The sequence below is a fragment of the Paenibacillus hunanensis genome (genome assembly GCF_034055775.1).
GTDB lineage: Bacteria > Bacillota > Bacilli > Paenibacillales > Paenibacillaceae > Saccharibacillus > Saccharibacillus hunanensis.
Window position 1 is genome coordinate 887,070 of sequence record NZ_CP139194.1, and the last position, 21,030, is coordinate 908,099.

Consider the following 21,030-nt stretch of genomic DNA (forward strand, 5'->3'; position numbering starts at 1 on the left):
CATTTTACACTACAATAAAAGCCGCGATGTCACACAGAATGATGGATCTACGATAAGTAGTGCAGGGATGCTATACGTTCTAGCTAGGCTATACCTATCCGTGAAGCTCTAGATACAAATATAGTTATAGCTGTACATACGAATCTCATTCGCAGTAGACGTACATCATCGCTATGTGACGAAATGAAGTGTGAATATGAAGGGTATGGGTGATGTAGTAATGGTAGGTTCTTCAATGACGGCAGGACGCAGGCGGAAGCCGCCGATGATTCCGCTAACCGGGCCGATTCGTAATGTATGGGATATGGCGCTGATTGTGACGGGAGCGTTTGTGATGGCGCTGGCGTTTAATTTATTTTTGCTGCCCAATCATATTGCGTCAGGCGGTGTAGCTGGGATTTCGATTATTGCGGCGCAGGTGCTTGGCATTGAACCGGCATATACACAGTGGGTGCTGAATATTCCATTGTTTATCGCGGGATATTTGCTGCTGGGTCGGCAATCGAGTATACGTTCTTTGTTAGGGACGATTGTGCTGCCGTTGTTCATTTATATTACGCGTGATATTCCTGCACCAACGACCAATCCACTGCTGGGTGCATTATATGGCGGGATTGGCGTAGGGCTAGGACTCGGCATTGTCTTTCGCGGACGTGGTTCGACGGGTGGACTCGCAATTCTGGCGCAGATTATTCATAAGCTGACCGGGTTTAGTATGTCGGTCTGTGTGAGCTTGACCGATGGTACGGTAATTTTGCTGGCAGGTATTTTGCTCAAGCCAGAGCAGGCGCTATATGCGCTGATTGGGTTATTTGTCACGAGCAAAATGATCGATGCGGTTGAGCTTGGATTTAGTAATTCTAAGGTGGCTTACATTATCTCTGAGGAGATTGAGCCGATGCGGCAGGCGATTTTGAATGATATGGATCGTGGACTGACCAAGCTGAATGCAGAAGGCGGCTATACTGGAGACGAGCGGACGGTATTTATGGTTGTCGTTGGGCAAAATGAAGCGAGTCGACTCAAGACGATTGTCCGATCGGTCGATCCGGAAGCCTTTGTCGTGATCAGTAATGCGCATGAGGTATTGGGGAAAGGGTTTAAGCTGCCGGGATAATCGAGCAGCTATAGGCTGTGAAATGTGTGCGGATGGAGATGCACGATAAAAGGTTATTATGAAGATGAGATACCTATCATCGGCTGTGTAGTTCCTTTTATAAAATGGGCTATGTATGCTGTTCGCTTGGCATAGGGTAATGCTGGAGTTCTAAAAAGAAAATTGTGACCCCAACGCGCATCGTAATGCTAAAAGGATAGTATAACCCTAAAAAAACAAAAGTAAATTGCAAAGAGAGCACTATACTTCGATATGGAGTGCCTGTACAAATGAACATTAGAACATCCCTTGGATGTACGAATGAGCATTTAGGGCGAACTACGAGGTACGGTGCTCTTTTTATATACAGCTGCGATATTTTCATGTATTCCCAGCGAATCCAGAAGCGTTAAACTGACAGTAGTCGAAATACGTAGGGTGAAGGTCTACCAGCTGTTCCTATGCCAGATGTTACATGGAGTGAACGCATCATAGTCATACATCATAAACAGAGATCAATATAAGCATCGATTAACCACACTAATGAAATAAACTACAGGCGCAATCGTTGCTCGAATGAATTCAACTGAACTGCGCCCTGCTCGGAGGCATCAGCTATATGTTGCTCAGAGTGAGATTGCTGCCATTCTATTGGAGTCGCTGCCAGCCATTGCAGGGCAAGCTGGATCGTCTGTTGTTGCCGTGACACCTGTAGTGCATATACACCTTGCTCTACCGTCCACAGTTGACCGGAGACCGCGCCAGAATCATCTGGTTCTAGATCACCACCTGTGGTGTCCTCTGCTGCACCGATAAATAGCTGACCAGAAGGAGCATAGAGTAGACATTGCACTTGCGGTTGCTCGATTGCCTTCATAATATGCACATCATATGTATCATCGTCTTCTACATGTAGTAGAGCGATGTGACCGTTATTGATCTCCTCTAGCTCATCCTCTTCAAGCGTCCACCAGTCGGGAGTATCGTCCAATGGCCTGTAGATCAAAGATCGATAAGGCTGCTGTATCGGTTGTAAATGAAAATGAAGCCTGCATGCGATGATTCCTCCAGTATGAATAGGATGATACGAATAAAGTGATCACAGGTTACAGTGAAAGTAGTGTAACGGATGATAGTGCGGAAGCCAATTTTCCAAGGAAAAGACTGAATACAGATAGCATAAAATCGGATGAATACTCATGATAGCGGAATGAACTATCATTTATCTTAACATAACATCATCCTATCATTCGAGTTACACCGAGCCGCATGGCAGCTCAGTATGTAGCTTCAAGGCGCTTAAAATAATGTTTGCATTCAAGGTTGTATTTATATTACATCGGATGTATAATAATACACAGATTATTCATCGGACAAAACAATGTATCGCAGCAGACCATCACCTTTATCCTCCCAATACAGGAGAAGGATATAATCACAACAGATGCTGTTGCCAGAGTACTGAACAGGGGGAAATGCACGTGAGTTCACATCAACTAAAAGTTGCTATCGTAGGTTCCACTGGCTACGGCGGGGTGGAACTGATTCGTTTTTTACAGCATCATCCGAATGTAACGATTACATCCGTTATTTCGGCTTCCAGTAGTGGCAAGCCGATCTCAGAGCAATTCCCGCATCTGAACGGTATGCTGGATATGGTGCTGGATGGTGTCGATCCACAGGAAACGGCAAGTAAGGCGGATCTGGTCTTTCTCGCTACGCCATCTGGTGTGAGCAATGAACTCGTGCCGCAGTATCTGGAAGCGGGGCTGAAAGTGATCGATCTATCGGGTGACTACCGCTTAAAGGATACGAATCAATATGAAAAATGGTATAAGCATAAGCCAGCACCAGCGGATGTACTCGCTGAGGCAGTATACGGATTGTGCGAGCTAAAGGATAACGATGTACGTGATGTGCGACTGATTTCGAATCCAGGCTGCTATTCGACTGCATCGCTGCTCGGTTTGTTGCCCGCTGTAGAAGCAGGTTGGGTCAACACCGATACGATTATTATCGATGCCAAGTCTGGCGTATCGGGTGCAGGTCGTGGTACAAGCCTGACGTCCCACTATGCGGAAATGAACGAAAACTTCAAAGCCTACAAGGTTAACAAGCATCAGCATATTCCTGAAATTGAGCAGGTGCTCAGTGAGGTGGCGAATAAACCGGTACAGGTGACCTTCACCACGCATCTGGTGCCAATGACACGTGGAATTATGAGCACGATGTATATGAAAACAGACGGTGGTCATTCCGAGCAGGAATGGATTGATTTGTACCGTAATTATTATAAAGAGCGCCCGTTTGTACGTGTACGTTCCGCAGGACAATGGCCAGCGACCAAAGAAGTCACAGGCTCAAACTATTGCGATATCGGATTTGCACTGGATGAGCGTACAGGACGGATGACGGTTATCTCGGTCATCGATAATCTGGTTAAAGGGGCAGCCGGTCAGGCGATCCAAAACCTGAATCTAATGATGGGCTGGGAGGAAAACCTCGGTCTGAATATGGTTCCAGTGTACCCGTAAGCAGCTCGTTTTATTGTAGAACGATCCAAGATGTAAAGCTTTCTAAAGTATAAAAACTGTCTGTAAAAGAAATATGTCATTCCATCTATCTACAAAGTATATCCACATCGTCGACCAGGAAGTGAGAGGAGATATCATGTCAGATCAATTGTTCAAACCGATTCAAGGTGGCTCTGTAACTACACCGTCAGGATTCCAAGCAGCAGGTCTGCATTGCGGACTGAAAAAAACAGAGCGTAATGATCTGGGCGTTATTGTATGTGATGTTCCAGCAACAGCGGCTGCTGTGTATACAACAAATCTGTTTCAAGCGGCACCGCTACAGGTGACACGCGATAGCCTATCCAATGGCACACTGCGTGCGGTTGTCGTGAATAGCGGTAATGCAAATGCCTGCACAGGGCAGCAAGGGGAGCAGGATGCGTATGCGATGCGTGCGGAAACCGCGCGTCAGCTGGGTCTGGATGAACAGGACGTGGCAGTAGCCTCTACAGGTGTAATCGGCGAATTGTTGAAAATGGATCGTGTGATTGCTGGAATCGAACGGTTGCCGGAGCAGCTTGGTTATGAGCCGAACCATGCGGAAGCCTTTTGCCAGTCGATCTTGACGACCGATCTGGTAAAAAAGGAAATTTGCGTGCAGGTGGAAGTGAATGGTATTGAAGTGCATATCGCTGGTGCAGCCAAAGGCTCGGGTATGATTCATCCGAATATGGCGACGATGCTGGCATTTATGACAACCGATGCTGTTATTCCAGCCGATGCGCTACAGCTGCTGCTACGCGATACGACAGATCGTACATTTAATATGATTACGGTTGATGGTGATACAAGTACAAATGATATGCTCGTCGTGATGGCGAGTGGACATGCAGGCAATCTGGAGCTGACACCAGAGCATGAGGATTGGACAGCTTTTGCCGCAGCATTCCGTCATGTGTGTGAGCATCTAGCACAGGCGATTGCACGCGATGGAGAAGGAGCAACCAAGCTGGTTGAGGTGGAAGTGACCGGAGCAGTAAGCGACCTGTCTGCACGAGCGATTGCGAAGACGGTGATTGGCTCCAGTCTGGTGAAATCGGCGATGTTTGGTGCAGATGCGAACTGGGGACGCGTCATTGCTGCGGTAGGACGTGCGGGTGAGCCGGTTGACGTGAATACGGTCGATATTCGTTTGGGCGATATTGTTGTGCTGACAGCATCACGTCCGGTGCCTTTTGATGAAGAAGCAGCGCTAGAGTATCTAAAAGGAGATACGGTGCGTATTACGGTAGATTTGCACTATGGTGAAGGTCAGGCCATCGCATGGGGCTGTGACCTCACGTATGATTATGTGCGTATTAATGCTGCTTACCGTACATAAATGAAGCGGTGAGATGGATAGTTGGATTAGATGTAGTGATAGTGCTGTAGCTTGGTTAGAAAAATGTTGGTGCACGATAGATTAGGATATGTTGTGAAGTTCAGTTGTATTTTATGGGATATCGCGTTAGGAATGCGCTAACGCTAAATGTAAGATGTTTTGCTGTCGCAAAAATCACTTTTTATTGAACCTCGCGTTAGGAATGCGCTAACGCTAGAAATGTAAGATATTTTGCTGTCGCAAAAATCATGTTTTTATTGAACCTCGCGTTAGAAATGCACTAACGCTAGAAACGGAGGGGAAGCGATGACTGGACAAGCGGGGCAGACCTTTGTCATGAAATGCGGAGGCAGCACGTTGGCTGCGTTGCCGGACTCGTTTTTTGAAGATTTGCAGCAGATTCAGGAATCCGGCGTTCAGCCGGTAATTGTACATGGTGGTGGCCCGGCGATTTCGGACAATCTGGCGAAGCTGGGGATTGAGACGGAATTTGTGAGCGGCTTACGTAAGACGACCGAAGAGGTGTTGGATGTAGTGGAGATGGTGCTTTCGGGCAGCATCAACAAGCAGATCGTCCGACGAATTCAGGGCAGCCGGGCAAAAGCGATCGGCATCTCTGGTGTCGACGGCGGTCTGATCCAGGCCAAACCGGTTGCCAATTCTGCGGAGGTTGGACTGGTCGGGGATGTTACGTATGTAGAAGCCACAATTATACGAGCGATTACGAATCTGGGCTATATGCCAGTCATCGCTCCTGTTGGGGTGGATGCTACAGGGCAACGGTACAATATTAATGCCGATACGGCAGCAGGTGCGGTTGCTTCGCATCTGGGCGTACCACGTATGATCGTAGTAACGGATGTGCCCGGTATTATGCGAACAGTCGAGGGTGAGAAGGTTGTATTACCTCAGGTCACAATTGAGGATACGCAGCATATGATCGAGACGGGCGAAATTTATGGAGGTATGATCCCGAAAGTGAAGGCGGCAGTTGCTTGCATTCAGGGAGACGTACAGGAGGTTATTATTGTCGACGGAAGCGAGCCGGGTATTCTCAGCCGCGTGCTGAACGGAGACGCAGTTGGAACACGTATTGTACGCCAGACGGTGCTGTAGCAGTATCGTAACGATAAATAGAGTAGATGGATGTCGTTAGTCAAGGTAGAGGCGAGTAGAGGCTTACACGAGCTGTATTTTAAAATCAACTATTCAAGGAGCGTGACCAGCATGACGAATCCGATGAGCAATGAGCCATCAGCAACAAATGAAAGTGCATTATTTCCTTCTTATGCGCGCTATCCGCTTGCATTTGTAAAAGGAAAAGGCAGTTATCTGTGGGATGCCGAAGGAAACAAGTATCTCGATTTCATGTGCGGTCTGGCGGTTACGAATCTGGGGCATGCTCCTGAGCCTGTGGCTGCTAAGCTAAAAGAGCAACTGGATCAGCTATGGCACACATCGAATCTATTCCAGATTCCGAATCAGGAAAAGGCAGCTCAGATGCTGACGTCAATCACCTCTGGTGATGCGGTGTTTTTCTGTAATAGTGGAGCGGAAGCGAATGAAGCAGCGATCAAGCTGGCACGTAAATATCAGCAGAAGATTAAGGGCGAAGAGCGCTACGAAATTATTACCTTTACCCAATCGTTCCATGGACGGACGCTCGCAACACTGACAGCGACAGGGCAGGACAAGGTAAAAGAAGGCTTCCATCCGTTGCCAGCTGGCTTTATCACAGTGCCGCTGAATGATCTGGATGCATTGCAAAAGGTGATCGGTCCTCATACTGCCGCTATTATGCTGGAAATGATTCAAGCTGAGGGTGGCGTCTATCCAGCAGAAGTAGCTTATGTGCAGGCCGTAGCCGAGCTGTGCAAGCAGCATGGCGTGTTGCTGATCATTGATGAGATTCAAACAGGCATGGGACGTACAGGTAAGCTGCTCGCATCCGAGCATTATGGTATTGAACCGGATATTTTCACACTGGCAAAAGGTCTGGCTAGCGGCTTCCCGGTTGGCGCGATGGTAGGTAAAGCGTATTTGAAAGATGCCTTTACCGCAGGCAGTCATGGCTCTACATTTGGCGGTACACCACTTGCGACAGCAGCAGTGATAGCTACACTAGAAACGATGCAGGAGCAAAACGTCGTTCAGCACGCAGCAGAGATGGGCGACTATCTGATGCAGCAGCTGGAAGACAAGCTGAGCAGCCATCCATTTGTCATCGAGATTCGTGGTAAAGGTCTGATGATCGGAATCGAATGTACGGCTCCAATTAATGAGTTGATTCTTGCTGGACAGAAAAAGGGACTGCTGTTCGTAAGCGCGGGGCCTAACGTCATTCGTCTGCTGCCGAACCTGCTCATTACGAAGGAAGAGATCGATCATGCGGTAACGATTCTGAGCGAGCTTATTCAGGAGCATGCGCCGGTTGTTGGAACGGCTGGAGCTAATAGTAACTGAACAGCGGAGCGTGATCAGACCAGCTAGCAGCCAAGAAATCGAGCATCGTGTTCTTTATCCGCGAATGCAAGTATAGGCTGCTATTACAAACGATAAACCAGGCGAACACCAATCCTAGCTACGGAATGCCTCATAAGGGATTCCGTACTACACATAGAACAGAATAGCTATCCACAAGGGAGGAATACCATTGGCAGATACAGCACAGACAGGCAAGCTGGAACTGAGCCATTTTAAAGGCAAAGACTTTATCGAGCTGAGTGATTTTACAGCGGAGGAGATTGAATTTCTGATCGACTTTGCTATCGAACTCAAGCGTAAACAGAAAGCAGGCGAAGCGTATCGTCCGCTGGAAGGTAAGACGGTCGGACTTATTTTTGAAAAATCATCCACACGGACACGGGTATCGTTCGAGGTAGGTACGTATCAGCTTGGTGGACATGCACTGTTCCTGAGCAAAAATGATATCCAGATGGGACGCGGTGAAACGATTGCCGATACCGCACAGGTCATGTCGCGTTATCTGGATGGCATCATGATCCGTACATTCGGACATGAAAATGTAACCGAGCTAGCCAAATATGCAGACATCCCGGTAATTAACGGACTGAGCGATCTGGGACATCCATGTCAGGTACTGGCGGATTTCCAAACGATTGTTGAGCATAAAGGTAAGCTGAAAGGCTTGAAGCTCGCTTATGTCGGTGATGGTAACAATATGGCGCATTCGCTCATGATCGGCGGCGCACGTGTAGGGCTGGATGTGTATGTGGCGAGTCCAGAAGGCTATGAGCCAGATGCCGAGGTATTGAAGCAATGTCAGGAGCTGGCGGCAGAGAGCGGTGCGACGATCAAGGTCGTGCGTGATCCGAAGGAAGCGGTAGAGAATGCAGATGTGATCTATACCGATGTATGGGCAAGCATGGGCTTTGAAGAGGAGCAAAAGGTACGCGAGCAAGCCTTTGCCGATTATCAGGTAAACGAGCAGCTCGTCAGTCACGCGAAGTCGGATTATATTTTCCTGCATTGTCTACCAGCACACCGCGGTGAGGAAGTAAGCGCAGGCGTGATTGATGGTGGCAACAGCGTTATTTTTGATGAAGCGGAAAATCGTCTGCATGCGCAGAAAGCGATTATGGCGGCATTGATCGGCTAAATGGATGGACGGCGAACGAGTCGCCTGTGTGGCGGCTGAATCGTGTATAATGACTACATCAGACCAAAACCTTTTGACCGTATGCGGATGAAGCCTGCCTGGAATGCTACATTCCAGCTTCACCGCACGGTGTCAAAAGGTTTTATATTGGAGGGCATATTAGCAATGGCAAAAGACAAAATCGTTCTAGCATACTCCGGTGGATTGGATACATCCATCATTCTGAAATGGCTGAAAGAAACATACGATGCTGAGATTATCACATTCACAGCAGATATCGGACAGGCTGACGAGCTGGATGGTCTGGAAGAAAAAGCACTCGCTACGGGCGCATCCAAAGTATACATCGATGATCTGCGTGCTGAATTTGCAGAGGACTTCATTTATCCAATGTTCCAGGCTGGCGCATTGTATGAAGGACAATACCTGCTTGGTACGAGTATTGCACGTCCACTGATCGCGAAGCGTATGGTCGAGATTGCTCGCGCAGAAGGCGCAATTGCCATTGCTCACGGTGCAACAGGTAAAGGGAATGACCAGGTTCGTTTTGAGCTGAACGCAGCTGCACTGGCACCGGAAATTAAAGTTATCGCACCATGGCGTCTGGAGCAATTCCGCGCTGACTTCCCGGGTCGCGCTGAGATGATCGCTTATGCAGAATCTCACGACATTCCCGTAACCGCATCGGCAGCGAAGCCTTATTCGACTGACCGTAACCTGCTGCATATTAGCTACGAGAGCGGCGTGCTGGAAGATCCGAACTTTGACGCAAGTGCAGAAGACAACAAAGATATGTTCCTGCTGAGCGTATCGCCAGAGGATGCACCGGATCAACCGGAAATGCTGGAGCTGGAATTTGAAAAAGGTAACTGTGTTGCATTGAACGGTCAAAAGCTAACTCCACTGGAAGCGATGGAGAAGCTGAATGAGCTGGGCGGCAAGCATGGTATCGGTCGTGTCGATATGGTTGAAAACCGTTTTGTCGGTATGAAGAGCCGTGGCGTGTATGAGACACCAGGTGGAACCATTCTGTTCACTGCACACCGCAAGATGGAATCCCTCACGATGGATCGCGAAGTAATGAGCCTGCGTGACTCGCTGATTACACGTTATGCGAATCTGGTGTACAACGGTTTCTGGTTCGCTCCGGAGCGTCTTGCCTTGCAAGCACTCGTAACCGAAAGTCAGAAAAACGTAACCGGTACCGTACGTGTGAAGCTGTACAAAGGCAATGTAATCGCAGCTGGACTGAGCAGCCCATACAGTCTGTACAACCCGGATATCGCGACAATGGAAGCTGATCCAACAAATGCTTACGATCAAGGCGATGCAGCCGGCTTTATCCAGCTGAACGCACTGCGTCTGAAAGTTAATGCAGGTGTACAGCAAGCAGCAAGCCAAGCGAAGCAAGGAGTGTGACCGGCAGCATGAGCAAACTTTGGGGTGGACGGTTTACCAAACAAACAAATCATCTGGTCGAGGAATATACCGCCTCGATCCATTTTGATAAAGCATTAGCAGAAGAAGATATTCAAGGGAGTCTGGCGCATGTAACGATGCTGGGCAAATGCGGCATCGTACCCGCTGAAGATGTGGAGACGATCAAAGCCGGTCTGAACAAGGTACTGGACAAAATCCGTGCAGGTCAGGTCGAGTTCTCCGTTTCCGATGAAGACATTCATATGAATATTGAAAAGCATCTGATCGAAGAGGTCGGCGCGGTGGGTGGTAAGCTACACACCGGACGTAGCCGGAACGATCAGGTGGCTACCGATATGCACCTATACTTACGTAATCGTGCGGTAGAGCTAGTTGGTCTGCTGCATGCATTGCAGGAATCCCTGATCAATCAGGCGAAAAATAATCTGGATACGATCATTCCAGGCTACACACATCTACAGCGTGCCCAGCCGATCCTGTTCGCGCATCATCTGATGGCGTATGTATCGATGTTCGAGCGCGATATTGATCGCTTGAAGGATAGCTACAAGCGCATTAATGTACTGCCACTGGGCGCAGGCGCGCTGGCAGGAACGACATTCCCAATCGATCGCCATTTTGTAGCTGAGCAGCTTGGCTTTGATGGTGTATACGAAAATAGTCTGGATGCTGTAAGTGATCGCGACTTTATCGTCGAGTTCCTTGCAGGTGCTTCGCTGATCATGACACACCTGTCTCGTCTGAGCGAAGAGCTGGTATTGTGGAGCAGCACCGAGTTTAATTTTATCGAGCTGGACGATGCTTTCTGCACAGGCAGCAGCATCATGCCACAAAAGAAAAACCCGGACGTAGCCGAACTCGTACGCGGTAAAACCGGTCGCGTGTACGGCAACCTAATTGGTCTGCTGACTGTACTCAAGTCGCTTCCACTGGCATACAACAAAGATATGCAGGAAGACAAAGAGGGCATGTTCGATACCGTGGCTACTCTGGAAGGCGCATTACAGCTGTTCGCACCGATGATCGCAACGATGAAGGTCAATACCGGACGCATGCGCGAAGCCGTAAACAAAGACTTCTCCAACGCAACCGACATCGCCGACTTCCTCGTTGGAAAAGGCTTGCCTTTCCGTCAGGCGCATGAAGTGATCGGTAAAACTGTCCTGTACTGCATTCAGGAAGGTAAATACCTGCTCGACCTGAGCCTGGAAGAATTCCAACAATTCTCTCCACTGTTCGACGACACCATCTACCACGTCCTGCAACCGGAAACCGTCGTTAACGCCCGTAACGTCTACGGCGGTACAGCAACCGTACAGGTCGAACAAGCCATCGAACGCGCAGGCAGCAAGCTTCAGCACACTACAGCATGGTTGGAGCAACACGCTTAATTTCTAAGCCAGGTATGTCGCATAGTTGCAGGATGTATCTGCAAAGCCAATACATTTGCTACACAGCCCATACCCAACAGCTGCTATCAAAACCGACCATAAATTAAAAGTTAAAAAGCTCATGCCTCACTTTTCGCAAGACAAGTGCGCATGAGCTTTTTTGCTATGCTTACCGCCTTTCAAGTATGAGTAATCTTCATTAGTGTTGCTGTAGTTCATTATTGTTGAATTAATGAATAAAAGATTACTGTACTCAAAGATGAAAAGGTTAATTATTGCGGTCGTTCACCATTAAAAGCGAGCTTTCTCATCATAGCAGTTGTATCAAGGCTTGAAGTGCTGTACTTAAAGTACGCTCAAAGATTGAAGATTATGTAGGTGAATCCGACATGTTTAAGTGACATATTATTATCTCCATTCGATTAAAAACTCTATTAAGTTCTACATATTATGGAGTGAACGAATATAGCAATTACAGCGTACACTTGAGACTAGGAGAACTAAGAGAACTAGGAGAACTAAGAGAACTAAGAGAACTAAGAGAACTAAGAGAACTAAGAGAACTAAGAGAACTAAGAGAACTAAGAGAACTAAGAGAACTAAGAGAACTAAAAGAACTAAAAGAACTAAAAGAACTAAAAGAACTAAAAGAACTAAAAGAACTAAAAGAACCTATTAACCGCTACTATGTTTATGTTTTTTGCTACTTCGTAGACTGCGATAATTACGGAACGGAGGGAAGGAAATAAGGGAAAAGGACGACTTGCAGTGTTAGAGATTTCCTAACACGGGATTCAATAAAAAGTGATTTTTGCGGAGCAAAATATCTTACAGCTTTGGAGGGGCGGGAATCTTCATTCTCACCCCATTCCAAAAGATTCCCGCGGCTCCACCCGAGTCCGTTCCCTTATTCCTTACCGCAAGTGATGGATGCCTCAGCACCATAGTCTAAAAAAGCATCCGCTTTAAATTTTTAAAAAGCTCTAAAAGCTCTAAAAGCTCTAAAAGCTCTAAAAGCTCTAAAAGCTCTAAAAGCTCTAAAAGCTCTAAAAGCTCTACTAACTACACTTTAAGCTCAATCTCATCTCCCAAATCAATTCCCCCTTGCGTAATATCTGAAAACGTATACAATAAAACTATAAAAATGTTCACGTTAACAAAATCCATCATCAGCCCGATGCGAAAGGAATGAAGAGGTATGGCCCGTAAGTTTCTGGATGAGAACTTTTTGCTGAATAGTGAAACCGCGATCCGCCTGTATCATGAAACCGCCAAGGATATGCCGATTATTGACTACCATTGTCACCTTAGCCCACAGGAGATTCGCGATAACAAAACATTTAAAAACATCACCGAGGCATGGCTCTATGGTGATCACTACAAATGGAGAGTGATGCGCGCCAACGGCGTAGACGAGCGATACATCACAGGCGATGCCGATGATTATGATAAATTTCTTGCCTGGGCGCGTACGGTGCCGCAATTAATCGGTAATCCGCTTCATCACTGGACGCATCTGGAGCTGCAACGCTTTTTCGGCGTAGACGAGCTGTTGAACGAGCAGACTGCGCCTGCAATCTGGGAAAAGGTAAACAAGCAGCTACAGGGCGAAGGCTTTGGCGCACGTGATCTGATCACCAAATCTAAGGTAACGGTAGTGTGTACGACCGATGATCCCGTTGATTCCTTGGAGCATCATACGGCGATCCGGGAATTAAGCGATTTTCATACACTTGTGCTGCCAAGCTTTCGTCCCGACAAAGCGCTGGAAATCAATCGGGATACGTTCCGTCCGTGGCTGGATCAGCTTAGTGAGGTATATGGACGTGAAGTGAATAGCTATGATGAATTTTTACAGGCGTTGGAGCAACGCGTGCGCTTTTTCCATGCTGCTGGTGGACGAGTATCGGATCATGCGCTTGATGTGCTGGTATATGCAGATACGACGCGTGAGGAAGCAAGTCGTATTTTTGCCAAAGCATTACAGGAGGGTAGTGTAACTGCCGAGGAAGAAGCCAAGCACAAATCGTACACGCTTATATTTCTGGCAGGATTGTATCGCGAGCTAGACTGGGCGATGCAGCTTCATATTCATGCGCTGCGTAACAACAATACGCCGATGTTCCGCCGCCTTGGCCCGGATACTGGCTATGATGCCGTCAACGATGGTGCAATCGCTGCTCCGCTGAGAGGGCTGCTGGACGGGATGGAGACCGCAGGTGGCTTGCCGAAAACGATTCTCTACTCTCTCAATCCGAACGATTACCAGGTGCTTGCCAGCGTAGCAGGTAGCTTCCAGGGCGGCGGTATCGCGGGTAAAATTCAGTTCGGTACAGCATGGTGGTTCAATGATCATCGGGATGGCATGATGGAGCAGATGCGTATTCTGGCAAACTATGGTGTGCTGGCACGCTTTGTCGGTATGCTGACCGATTCGCGTAGCTTCCTGTCGTATACACGGCATGAGTACTTCCGTCGTCTACTCTGTGATCTGCTCGGAAGCTGGGTCGAACGAGGCGAAGCACCGGATGACGATGAGCTGCTGCGTGAGATGGTCGCTAATATTTGCTATCACAATGCAGAGCAGTATTTTGGTTTTCCAGCGGTTGTACCGGTGTCCTAATTAGTCATTAGTAACTACCTGCAAATGGATGAGTTTGATAAGCAATCATGAATGATCGAACTATATTCCTAATTTCAAGCGCAGTTTAAGCGCCAGTGTATACAGAGTCTTCCTGTTGCCGTGTATGATGCAGAAGCGGCAGGGAAGACTCTTTTTGCATATTTGCATAGACGAATAGAATTGAAGCATGGAACCATAACAATAGCGCTAACATGCGGCAGAAATAATATGGTATGGTTAGGTGTAGATTAGCAGGTTAACCATATTGAGGTGAAACGATTGTCGATCAAAGGTATTAATTACTTGCTATTTTACAGACCCGGATGGTCATAAATTTGAATTTCATACAGGCACCTTGCAGGATCGCCTCGAATACTATAAGCAGGAAAAAACACATATGGAGTTTTTCGATTAATGATGCTTGGGAACGATGCAGGTCGAACATCTCCAGTACAAGTGACGATAAAAGGAAGGTATGCATATGGCATCTACCATTAAAGATATTGCCAGGCTGGCTAATGTGTCGCATACGACCGTATCCAGAGCGCTCAACAATAGCCCATTAATCAAGGAAGTCACCAAGCGCAAAATTGTTGAAATTGCACGTCAGCTGAATTATACGCCCAACTATAATGCGAAAAGTCTTGTATTGCAGCGTTCGCATACGATTGGACTGTTTTTCACCAGTCTATCGCATGGAACGAGTAGCAGCTTTTTTGCGGCTACGATTCGGGGTGTGAATTCGGTGATCGGAATTGAGTATAATCTGTTCGTGCGTGGGATTGATGATTATGAGGATTACAGCACGATTCATCCGAAGCGATTTGATGGCATTATTTTAATGAGTCAGAGCGATGATGATAATGCGTTTATTGAGCACGTTGTTAGTCAGGAGATTCCACTGGTGGTGCTGAACCGTCTTATTCCTGATGGTAGCTTTGTGAATATTGTATCGAATGACCGTGAGGGAGCGCAGTATGCGGGAGAATACCTGATTCAGCAGGGACACCGCCGTATTGCACTCATTGAAGGAATGAAGGGCTTCAAGTCTGCGGAGCAGCGTCGTACCGGCTTTTTGGATGCAATGAAAACAGCAGGGATTACGATTCCAGCGAGCTATATTGTACCCGGTCGCTATAGCACGGAAAGTGGCTATCAGGCGATGGAGGCATTGCTACAGCTCGATTCACCGCCAACAGCCGTCTTTTGTTCGAATGATGATATGGCGATTGGCGCGATGAATGCTGCATTTGAGATGGGAATCAAGGTGCCAGAGGAGCTATCGATTGTTGGATTCGATGATATTAACTTTTCGATGTATACCAACCCAGCGTTAACAACCGTGAAGCGTCCGATTGAGCAAATTAGTGCGCATGGTGCGACGAAGATTTTGGAGCGTATTAGCGAGCAATGTGCTGGCGAGGAATTGATCTTCCTCGGAACGGAGCTGGTTGAGCGTCGTTCAGTGGCAGAGCGTTCAGAGTAAAGTAAGCTTAGGATTGATGGTTAGCGTGGTGTGCTAGTGATAGAAGCATCCTTTGAAAAGATCACATTGCAGTTGGAAAACTCGAAAGGGTGATATGCGGAGAAATGAATTTCTGTTTCTCATTGAGCATGTTCAAAACGCTTCTTCAAAATGAGTTCTTCCAAAACCCTCACTGCTCGTGTATTCCAGTCATTCATCACTATTTGCGTATAGTCAATGAGTTATAGTCAGTTCGGAATGAAATATGTGTCTCTTCGGATCGTATTGATCGAGGGAACGCTCTTCATGCCGGGCTGGCTTTTTTATGATGCGTATTCTGGTAGCGTCGTTCGCGTTTCCGCACTGGTAGCAGTAGGCTGTGAGCGAGTTACTTTTTAAAGAAGAAGACGTGGAACTGTAAGAGATGGGGATAGGCTCTTCATTTCATATTCACTGCTCCAATTGAATACTCCAATCCACTGCTCAAAAATAATTCACAATTCTATAATGACCAATGGGTCATTCACGTGCTAATGTGTTAATAGTAACGTATGACGCATTTTGCGGAGCATGAATTTAGAGCAGGGAGTGACCATCATGAATGGAATGGCGGCGCAGGCCGGGAAGAAAAATGCAACAGGCTGGATCATAGCTGGGCTGCTGCTGGGTATATTTATCGCTTCGATCGATAATACGATCGTCGCAACCTCGATTGCGACCATTGTTGGCGATCTGGGTGGATTTGATCAGTTTGTATGGGTAACGTCGGCGTATCTGGTCGCTTCACTGGCAGGCACACCGATCTTTGGTAAGCTGTCCGATATGTATGGACGTAAACGATTTTTTATATTCGGTCTGATTATGTTTATGCTCGGTTCGATTCTGTGCGGTACGGCACAGTCGATTGTGCAGCTTAGTCTGTATCGAGCTATTCAAGGGATTGGCGGTGGTGCGCTGGTACCGATTGCGTTTACGATCGTATTTGATTCCTTTCCACCGGAAAAGCGTGGTAAGATGACGGGATTGCTTGGAGCGGTATTTGGCATGTCCAGCTTATTTGGGCCGCTGCTGGGTGCGTATATTACCGAATATGCTAGCTGGCGCTGGGTCTTTTACATTAATGTACCGCTGGGCATTTTGTCGTTGCTGCTAATCGCGATCTTTTATCGTGAATCGCTGGAGCGTTCACGTCAGCGGATTGATTGGACAGGTGCGACATTGCTTGTAGGTGCGGTCGTATCGCTTATGTTTGCACTGGAGCTAGGTGGCGGCACATATGCTTGGAGCTCGCCGTTCATAGTAGGCTTGCTGGCATGCTTTGTCGTGCTGTCGATTGGCTTTGTGTTTGCGGAGCGGAAAGCGGCCGAGCCGATTGTATCTTTTCCGATGTTCCGTCAGCGTTTGTTTGCAGGTAGTGTCGCTGCTGGATTTTTCTATGGTGCGGCATTTATTACGGTCACTCTGTATATTCCGATCTACGTGCAGGGGGTGACCGGAGGTACGGCGGTCAATTCAGGTCTGACGCTGATGCCGATGACGATTGGCTCAGTGATTGCAGCGATGGTCGGTGGGATTCTGGTTAATAAAATGACCTTCCGCCGCATTATGATGTTCTCGGCCATCGTCTTTATTATCGGAATGGTGCTGCTAAGTCAGCTGAAGGCCGATACGCCAAACTGGTTGCTGGTGCTGGATCTGGTCATTACGGGCTTTGGGATCGGCTTCTCGTTCTCTGTGCTGGGGATTAGCGGAATTCAGGAGTTCGATGTTCGCCAGCGTGGTGCGGCGAACTCCACACTATCCTTTGTCCGCTCGCTGGGGATGTCGGTCGGAGTGACTATTTTCGGTCTGATTCAGCGTAGTCTGCTAAACGGACAATTGCAGCAACAGCTTGGTGGAGGTGCGCTGCCAGCAGGCATGGATCTGTCACAGGTGGATCCGCGTGCGCTATTATCGGAGCAGATGCAGTCACAGATTCCGGCCGGTGTGCTGGATGTGATTCGGCAGGCATTGACTCATTCGGTAGCGGGTACATTTGGCTGGGCAATCGTACCTGCGGTCTGTGCGCTTGTTGCCGTTTCGCTCATGGGAAGTGCGCGAGCGGTAACCAGCTCTCGTCAAAGCGGCAAGCGAGCTGCTGGAGAACAGACATCTTCATAAGTTGTATCAACAAGCGGCAAGCCGCACTATGACAGGAACGATCGATTTCATGACAAAAATGAAATCGATCGTTTTTTGATTCTACGGATATTTTCAGGTTATTATAGTACCCAGCAGGTAACGAATTTGTTACAATAGAGATTGTGGAATTGTGTCATGCCTGCCGAAATTGGGCGATACATAGGCCAGCTACAAAGCCTGATCACCTGGCCTTGCACATTGGCCCTGAACCTGTAATTAGGAAGTGATGAATTGATCGAGATGCAGGACGTATGGAAAACGTATGCGAATGGCGCACATGCGCTACAAGGCGTTTCCGTCAAAATTGACCGTAATGAATTTGTATATGTAGTCGGTCCCTCTGGAGCAGGGAAATCGACATTTATGAAGCTGATGTATCGGGAGGAAAAGCCGACCAAGGGACAGATTTCCGTCAATGGATTCAATCTTGGCAAGCTCAAGCAGCGCAAGATTCCTTTGCTGCGCCGTAACATCGGTGTGGTGTTTCAGGATTTCCGTCTGTTGCCGAAGCTAACGGCTTATGAAAATATCGCTTTTGCTATGGAAGTTATTGAAGCGCCGCGCAAGCAGATGAAGAAGCGCGTGATGGAAGTGCTGGAGCTGGTAGGCTTGCAAAGCAAAGCGAATCGCTATCCCGATCATCTGTCTGGCGGTGAGCAGCAGCGGATTGCGATTGCACGCGCGATCGTGAACAACCCGTCCGTCATTATTGCCGATGAGCCGACAGGTAACCTGGACCCGGAGACATCGTTTGGCATTATGCAATTGCTGGATGAGATTAATTTCCGCGGTACGACCATTATTATGGCAACACATAACAAGGATATCGTTAACTCGATGCGTCGCCGCGTGCTCGCGATCGAGAATGGACAGATTGTACGAGATCAGATCAGAGGGGAGTACGGTTATGAATTTTAGTACCTTCTTGCGACACTTGCGGGAAGGTTTTCGAAGCGTGTTCCGCAACGGATGGATGTCGGTGGCATCCATTACCTCCATTATTGTGTCTTTATTAATTTTGGGCGTGTTCATTTTACTCGTCTACAATGTGAATCAGTTGACCGATAAGGCAGACAGCCAGGTCGAGATCAATGTGTTTTTAGAGCTGAATGTCAGCCAGTCGTTGCGTGAGCAGCTGCAAAGCGAGATCAGCAAAATGCCAGAGGTTAGCAACATCACCTACATTCCGAAAAATGAAGGCTTGAAGGAGCTGCGTCAAAACCTTGGCGAAGGCGGCGAAAACTTCCTGGAAGGCTATGCCGAAAATAACAACCCGTTACCTGATGCACTGCGTGTACAGGTTGTCGAAGCGAGCACGGTGCCATTTGTCGCACAGAAGATTGAAGCGCTCAACAATGAGCATGTTGAGAAGCCGATCCTCAAAGTACGCTATGGCGGTGAGACGATTGAGACCCTGTTTAAGGTAACTGATCTGATCCGCAATATCGGTCTGGTACTGGTTGCTGCACTGGCATTGATGGCGATGTTCCTCATTGCTAACACGATTCGGGTTACGATTCTGGCACGTCGTCGTGAGATTAGTATTATGAAGCTGGTTGGGGCGACCAATCAATTTATCCGCTGGCCATTCTTCATTGAAGGTGCACTGCTGGGTGGAATTGGAGCACTCGTTACGATTGCGATTCTGTTCGTCGGATATCAGCAGCTGGTTCATGCAGCACAGTCTTCACTCAGTCTCGGAACGCTCATTACGCTGGTGCCATTACAGAAGGTATGGCTATGGCTAGGCGGATTACTGCTCGTTCTGGGCGTCTTGATTGGCATCTGGGGAAGTACGGTATCGATTCGTCGCTTCCTGAAAGTTTAATTTTCAAAAATAGTCCTAATTTTTACCAAAAAGGACTGTAGACCTATAACAGATCACTTAAAGTTGCCGATAAATGAAAATGACGTAATTGCTGAGTGCCGGAAACGACTATTTAAAATAACCTACTGGATATAAAGGATGGGAATAAAAGTTGAAAAAAGCCGCATCAATTATGGCCGCTATCTTATTGGCCGCTGCATTACTTCCGCCTGCACAGGCATCCGCAGCCAAATCATCGAGTGACATTCAGCAGGAATTGAAAGCTGTCGAGAAACAGGCACGAGAAGCGAAACAGCAACAGAAAGCTGCTGAGGCACAGCGCGAGAAGTCTTCTGCATTGCGAAAAGCTGCCAAGCATGATCTGGGTATTGTGCTGAACGCCATCAACGAAGTAAATAGCCAGATTGCTCGCGTGTCCAATGACATCACGAAAACCGAAACAGGGTTGAGACAGGCGAAAAAGGATCTGACTGAAGCTCAAGAGCGGATCAAGGCAAGAGAAGGCATGATTGATACAAGAGTACGTATGATGTACACCGACGGTATGGTTTCGTATCTGGATGTGTTGATGTCTGCGAACAGCTTTTCCGACTTTGTTGAGCGTGCAGATTCCCTGCGTATGATCGTGGATCAGGATCAGGACATTCTGGCACAGCACGAAAAAGATAAACAATTCGTCATTGTGACGCAAAATAAATTAAAAGCAGACTATGCGCTGGCAAAAGGATTATATGCAGAAAAAGCGAAGCGTAAGGGCGAGCTGAATGCAAAAGAAAACGAAAAGCAACGCCTGATCGCTAAATACGATCTACAAATTCAAAATGCCGAAGATACGACAGCAGAGCAAGAGCAAGCGTTGTGGGATCTGGCAGACAAACGTGCCGCTCTATATCGCGAGAAAACTTCAATCGAAGCACAGGAGCGTGCCGCAGCGGAAGCACGTGCGGCGGCTGAAGCAGCAGCGCGCAGCGCAGCTAGCGGTGGTGGCGGTAGCTCCTCCGGTGGCGGAGGCGGCGGTGGTTATCAAGGTAGCGGAAGCGGTACGCTGAGCGTGCCAGTATCTGGCGCACGCTTGTCTTCACCATTCGGCTATCGTACAAATCCAGTAACTGGTATTTATAAGCTACATGCAGGTGTCGACTTTGCGGCTCCGCAAGGAACAGACATTACCGCAGCAGATGGCGGTACGGTCGTGGTTGCTGGTGCGATGAGCGGCTATGGGAATGCAGTGATTATCGATCACGGTAATGGCATCCAGACGCTGTACGGTCATATTCGCAATGGCGGTGTGATGGTACAGGTTGGACAAAGCGTCAGCCGCGGACAAAAGATTGCTGAGGTCGGTTCCACAGGGAATTCAACCGGTCCTCACTGTCACTTTGAAGTACGTGTAAATGGATCGCCTGTAGATCCAATGGGATACCTGTAATACGATTGCGATTCCGGCTGTTCATCGTCCTTCCCTTTAGGTGGAGGATGATGGACAAGCC

At 47.9% G+C, this 21,030-nt stretch carries 15 protein-coding genes and 1 pseudogene; 15 read left to right on the plus strand and 1 reads right to left on the minus strand.

From position 1 onward, the window contains the following. Positions 1-220: 220 nt before the first annotated feature. Positions 221-1,117, plus strand: a complete 897-nt coding sequence (locus SK066_RS03535) for a YitT family protein (RefSeq protein ID WP_188774564.1) — start codon at positions 221-223, stop codon at positions 1,115-1,117. 532 nt (positions 1,118-1,649) lie between these two features. On the opposite strand, the gene SK066_RS03540 is transcribed toward SK066_RS03535, so the two are convergent. Then, positions 1,650-2,102, minus strand: coding sequence for a DUF6386 family protein (locus tag SK066_RS03540; RefSeq protein WP_320543670.1), 453 nt, complete (start codon positions 2,100-2,102; stop codon positions 1,650-1,652). 469 nt (positions 2,103-2,571) lie between these two features. On the opposite strand from SK066_RS03540, the gene argC reads away from it, so the two are divergent. The 14 genes and pseudogenes from argC to SK066_RS03610 all read left to right on the plus strand — a co-directional run bounded on the left by argC (position 2,572) and on the right by SK066_RS03610 (position 20,969). Continuing rightward, the gene (gene argC / locus SK066_RS03545; protein ID WP_320543671.1) at positions 2,572-3,630 is read left to right on the plus strand and encodes an N-acetyl-gamma-glutamyl-phosphate reductase; all 1,059 of its coding nucleotides are present in this window, start codon (positions 2,572-2,574) and stop codon (positions 3,628-3,630) included. 136 nt (positions 3,631-3,766) lie between these two features. Then, positions 3,767-4,993: a bifunctional glutamate N-acetyltransferase/amino-acid acetyltransferase ArgJ gene (argJ, locus tag SK066_RS03550; RefSeq protein ID WP_320543672.1), complete on the plus strand. Its 1,227-nt coding sequence runs from the start codon at positions 3,767-3,769 to the stop codon at positions 4,991-4,993. Between the two features lie 306 nt (positions 4,994-5,299). Beyond that, on the plus strand, positions 5,300-6,109 hold the full coding sequence (argB, locus tag SK066_RS03555; RefSeq protein WP_320543673.1) for an acetylglutamate kinase: 810 nt from the start codon (positions 5,300-5,302) through the stop codon (positions 6,107-6,109). Between the two features lie 111 nt (positions 6,110-6,220). Beyond that, complete coding sequence (locus SK066_RS03560; protein ID WP_320543674.1) at positions 6,221-7,456, plus strand: acetylornithine transaminase; 1,236 nt, start codon at positions 6,221-6,223, stop codon at positions 7,454-7,456. 190 nt (positions 7,457-7,646) lie between these two features. Next, a complete protein-coding gene (gene argF / locus SK066_RS03565; RefSeq protein WP_188774102.1) occupies positions 7,647-8,612 on the plus strand; it encodes an ornithine carbamoyltransferase in 966 nt (321 codons plus the stop codon). Positions 8,613-8,777: 165 nt separating this feature from the next. Next, a complete protein-coding gene (locus tag SK066_RS03570) occupies positions 8,778-10,031 on the plus strand; it encodes an argininosuccinate synthase (protein WP_188774101.1) in 1,254 nt (417 codons plus the stop codon). Positions 10,032-10,039: 8 nt separating this feature from the next. Continuing rightward, complete coding sequence (gene argH, locus SK066_RS03575) at positions 10,040-11,443, plus strand: argininosuccinate lyase (RefSeq protein WP_320543675.1); 1,404 nt, start codon at positions 10,040-10,042, stop codon at positions 11,441-11,443. A gap of 1,198 nt (positions 11,444-12,641) precedes the next feature. Continuing rightward, positions 12,642-14,066, plus strand: a complete 1,425-nt coding sequence (gene uxaC / locus SK066_RS03580; protein ID WP_320543676.1) for a glucuronate isomerase — start codon at positions 12,642-12,644, stop codon at positions 14,064-14,066. 307 nt (positions 14,067-14,373) lie between these two features. Continuing rightward, positions 14,374-14,481: pseudogene (locus SK066_RS03585) on the plus strand (metallothiol transferase FosB); the annotation flags it as partial. 66 nt (positions 14,482-14,547) lie between these two features. Then, positions 14,548-15,552: a LacI family DNA-binding transcriptional regulator gene (locus SK066_RS03590; protein WP_320543677.1), complete on the plus strand. Its 1,005-nt coding sequence runs from the start codon at positions 14,548-14,550 to the stop codon at positions 15,550-15,552. A 585-nt stretch (positions 15,553-16,137) separates the two neighbouring features. Beyond that, entirely contained in the window at positions 16,138-17,691 is a 1,554-nt protein-coding gene (locus SK066_RS03595) for an MDR family MFS transporter (protein ID WP_320544792.1), read from the plus strand. 252 nt (positions 17,692-17,943) lie between these two features. After that, a complete protein-coding gene (gene ftsE, locus SK066_RS03600) occupies positions 17,944-18,630 on the plus strand; it encodes a cell division ATP-binding protein FtsE (protein WP_188774093.1) in 687 nt (228 codons plus the stop codon). Further along, positions 18,620-19,540 (plus strand): permease-like cell division protein FtsX, encoded by a 921-nt coding sequence (gene ftsX / locus SK066_RS03605; RefSeq protein WP_188774092.1) that lies wholly within the window; start codon positions 18,620-18,622, stop codon positions 19,538-19,540. The genes ftsE and ftsX overlap by 11 nt, the downstream gene beginning before the upstream one ends. Before the next feature lie 151 nt (positions 19,541-19,691). Further along, complete coding sequence (locus tag SK066_RS03610; protein ID WP_320543678.1) at positions 19,692-20,969, plus strand: murein hydrolase activator EnvC family protein; 1,278 nt, start codon at positions 19,692-19,694, stop codon at positions 20,967-20,969. Positions 20,970-21,030: the final 61 nt, after the last annotated feature.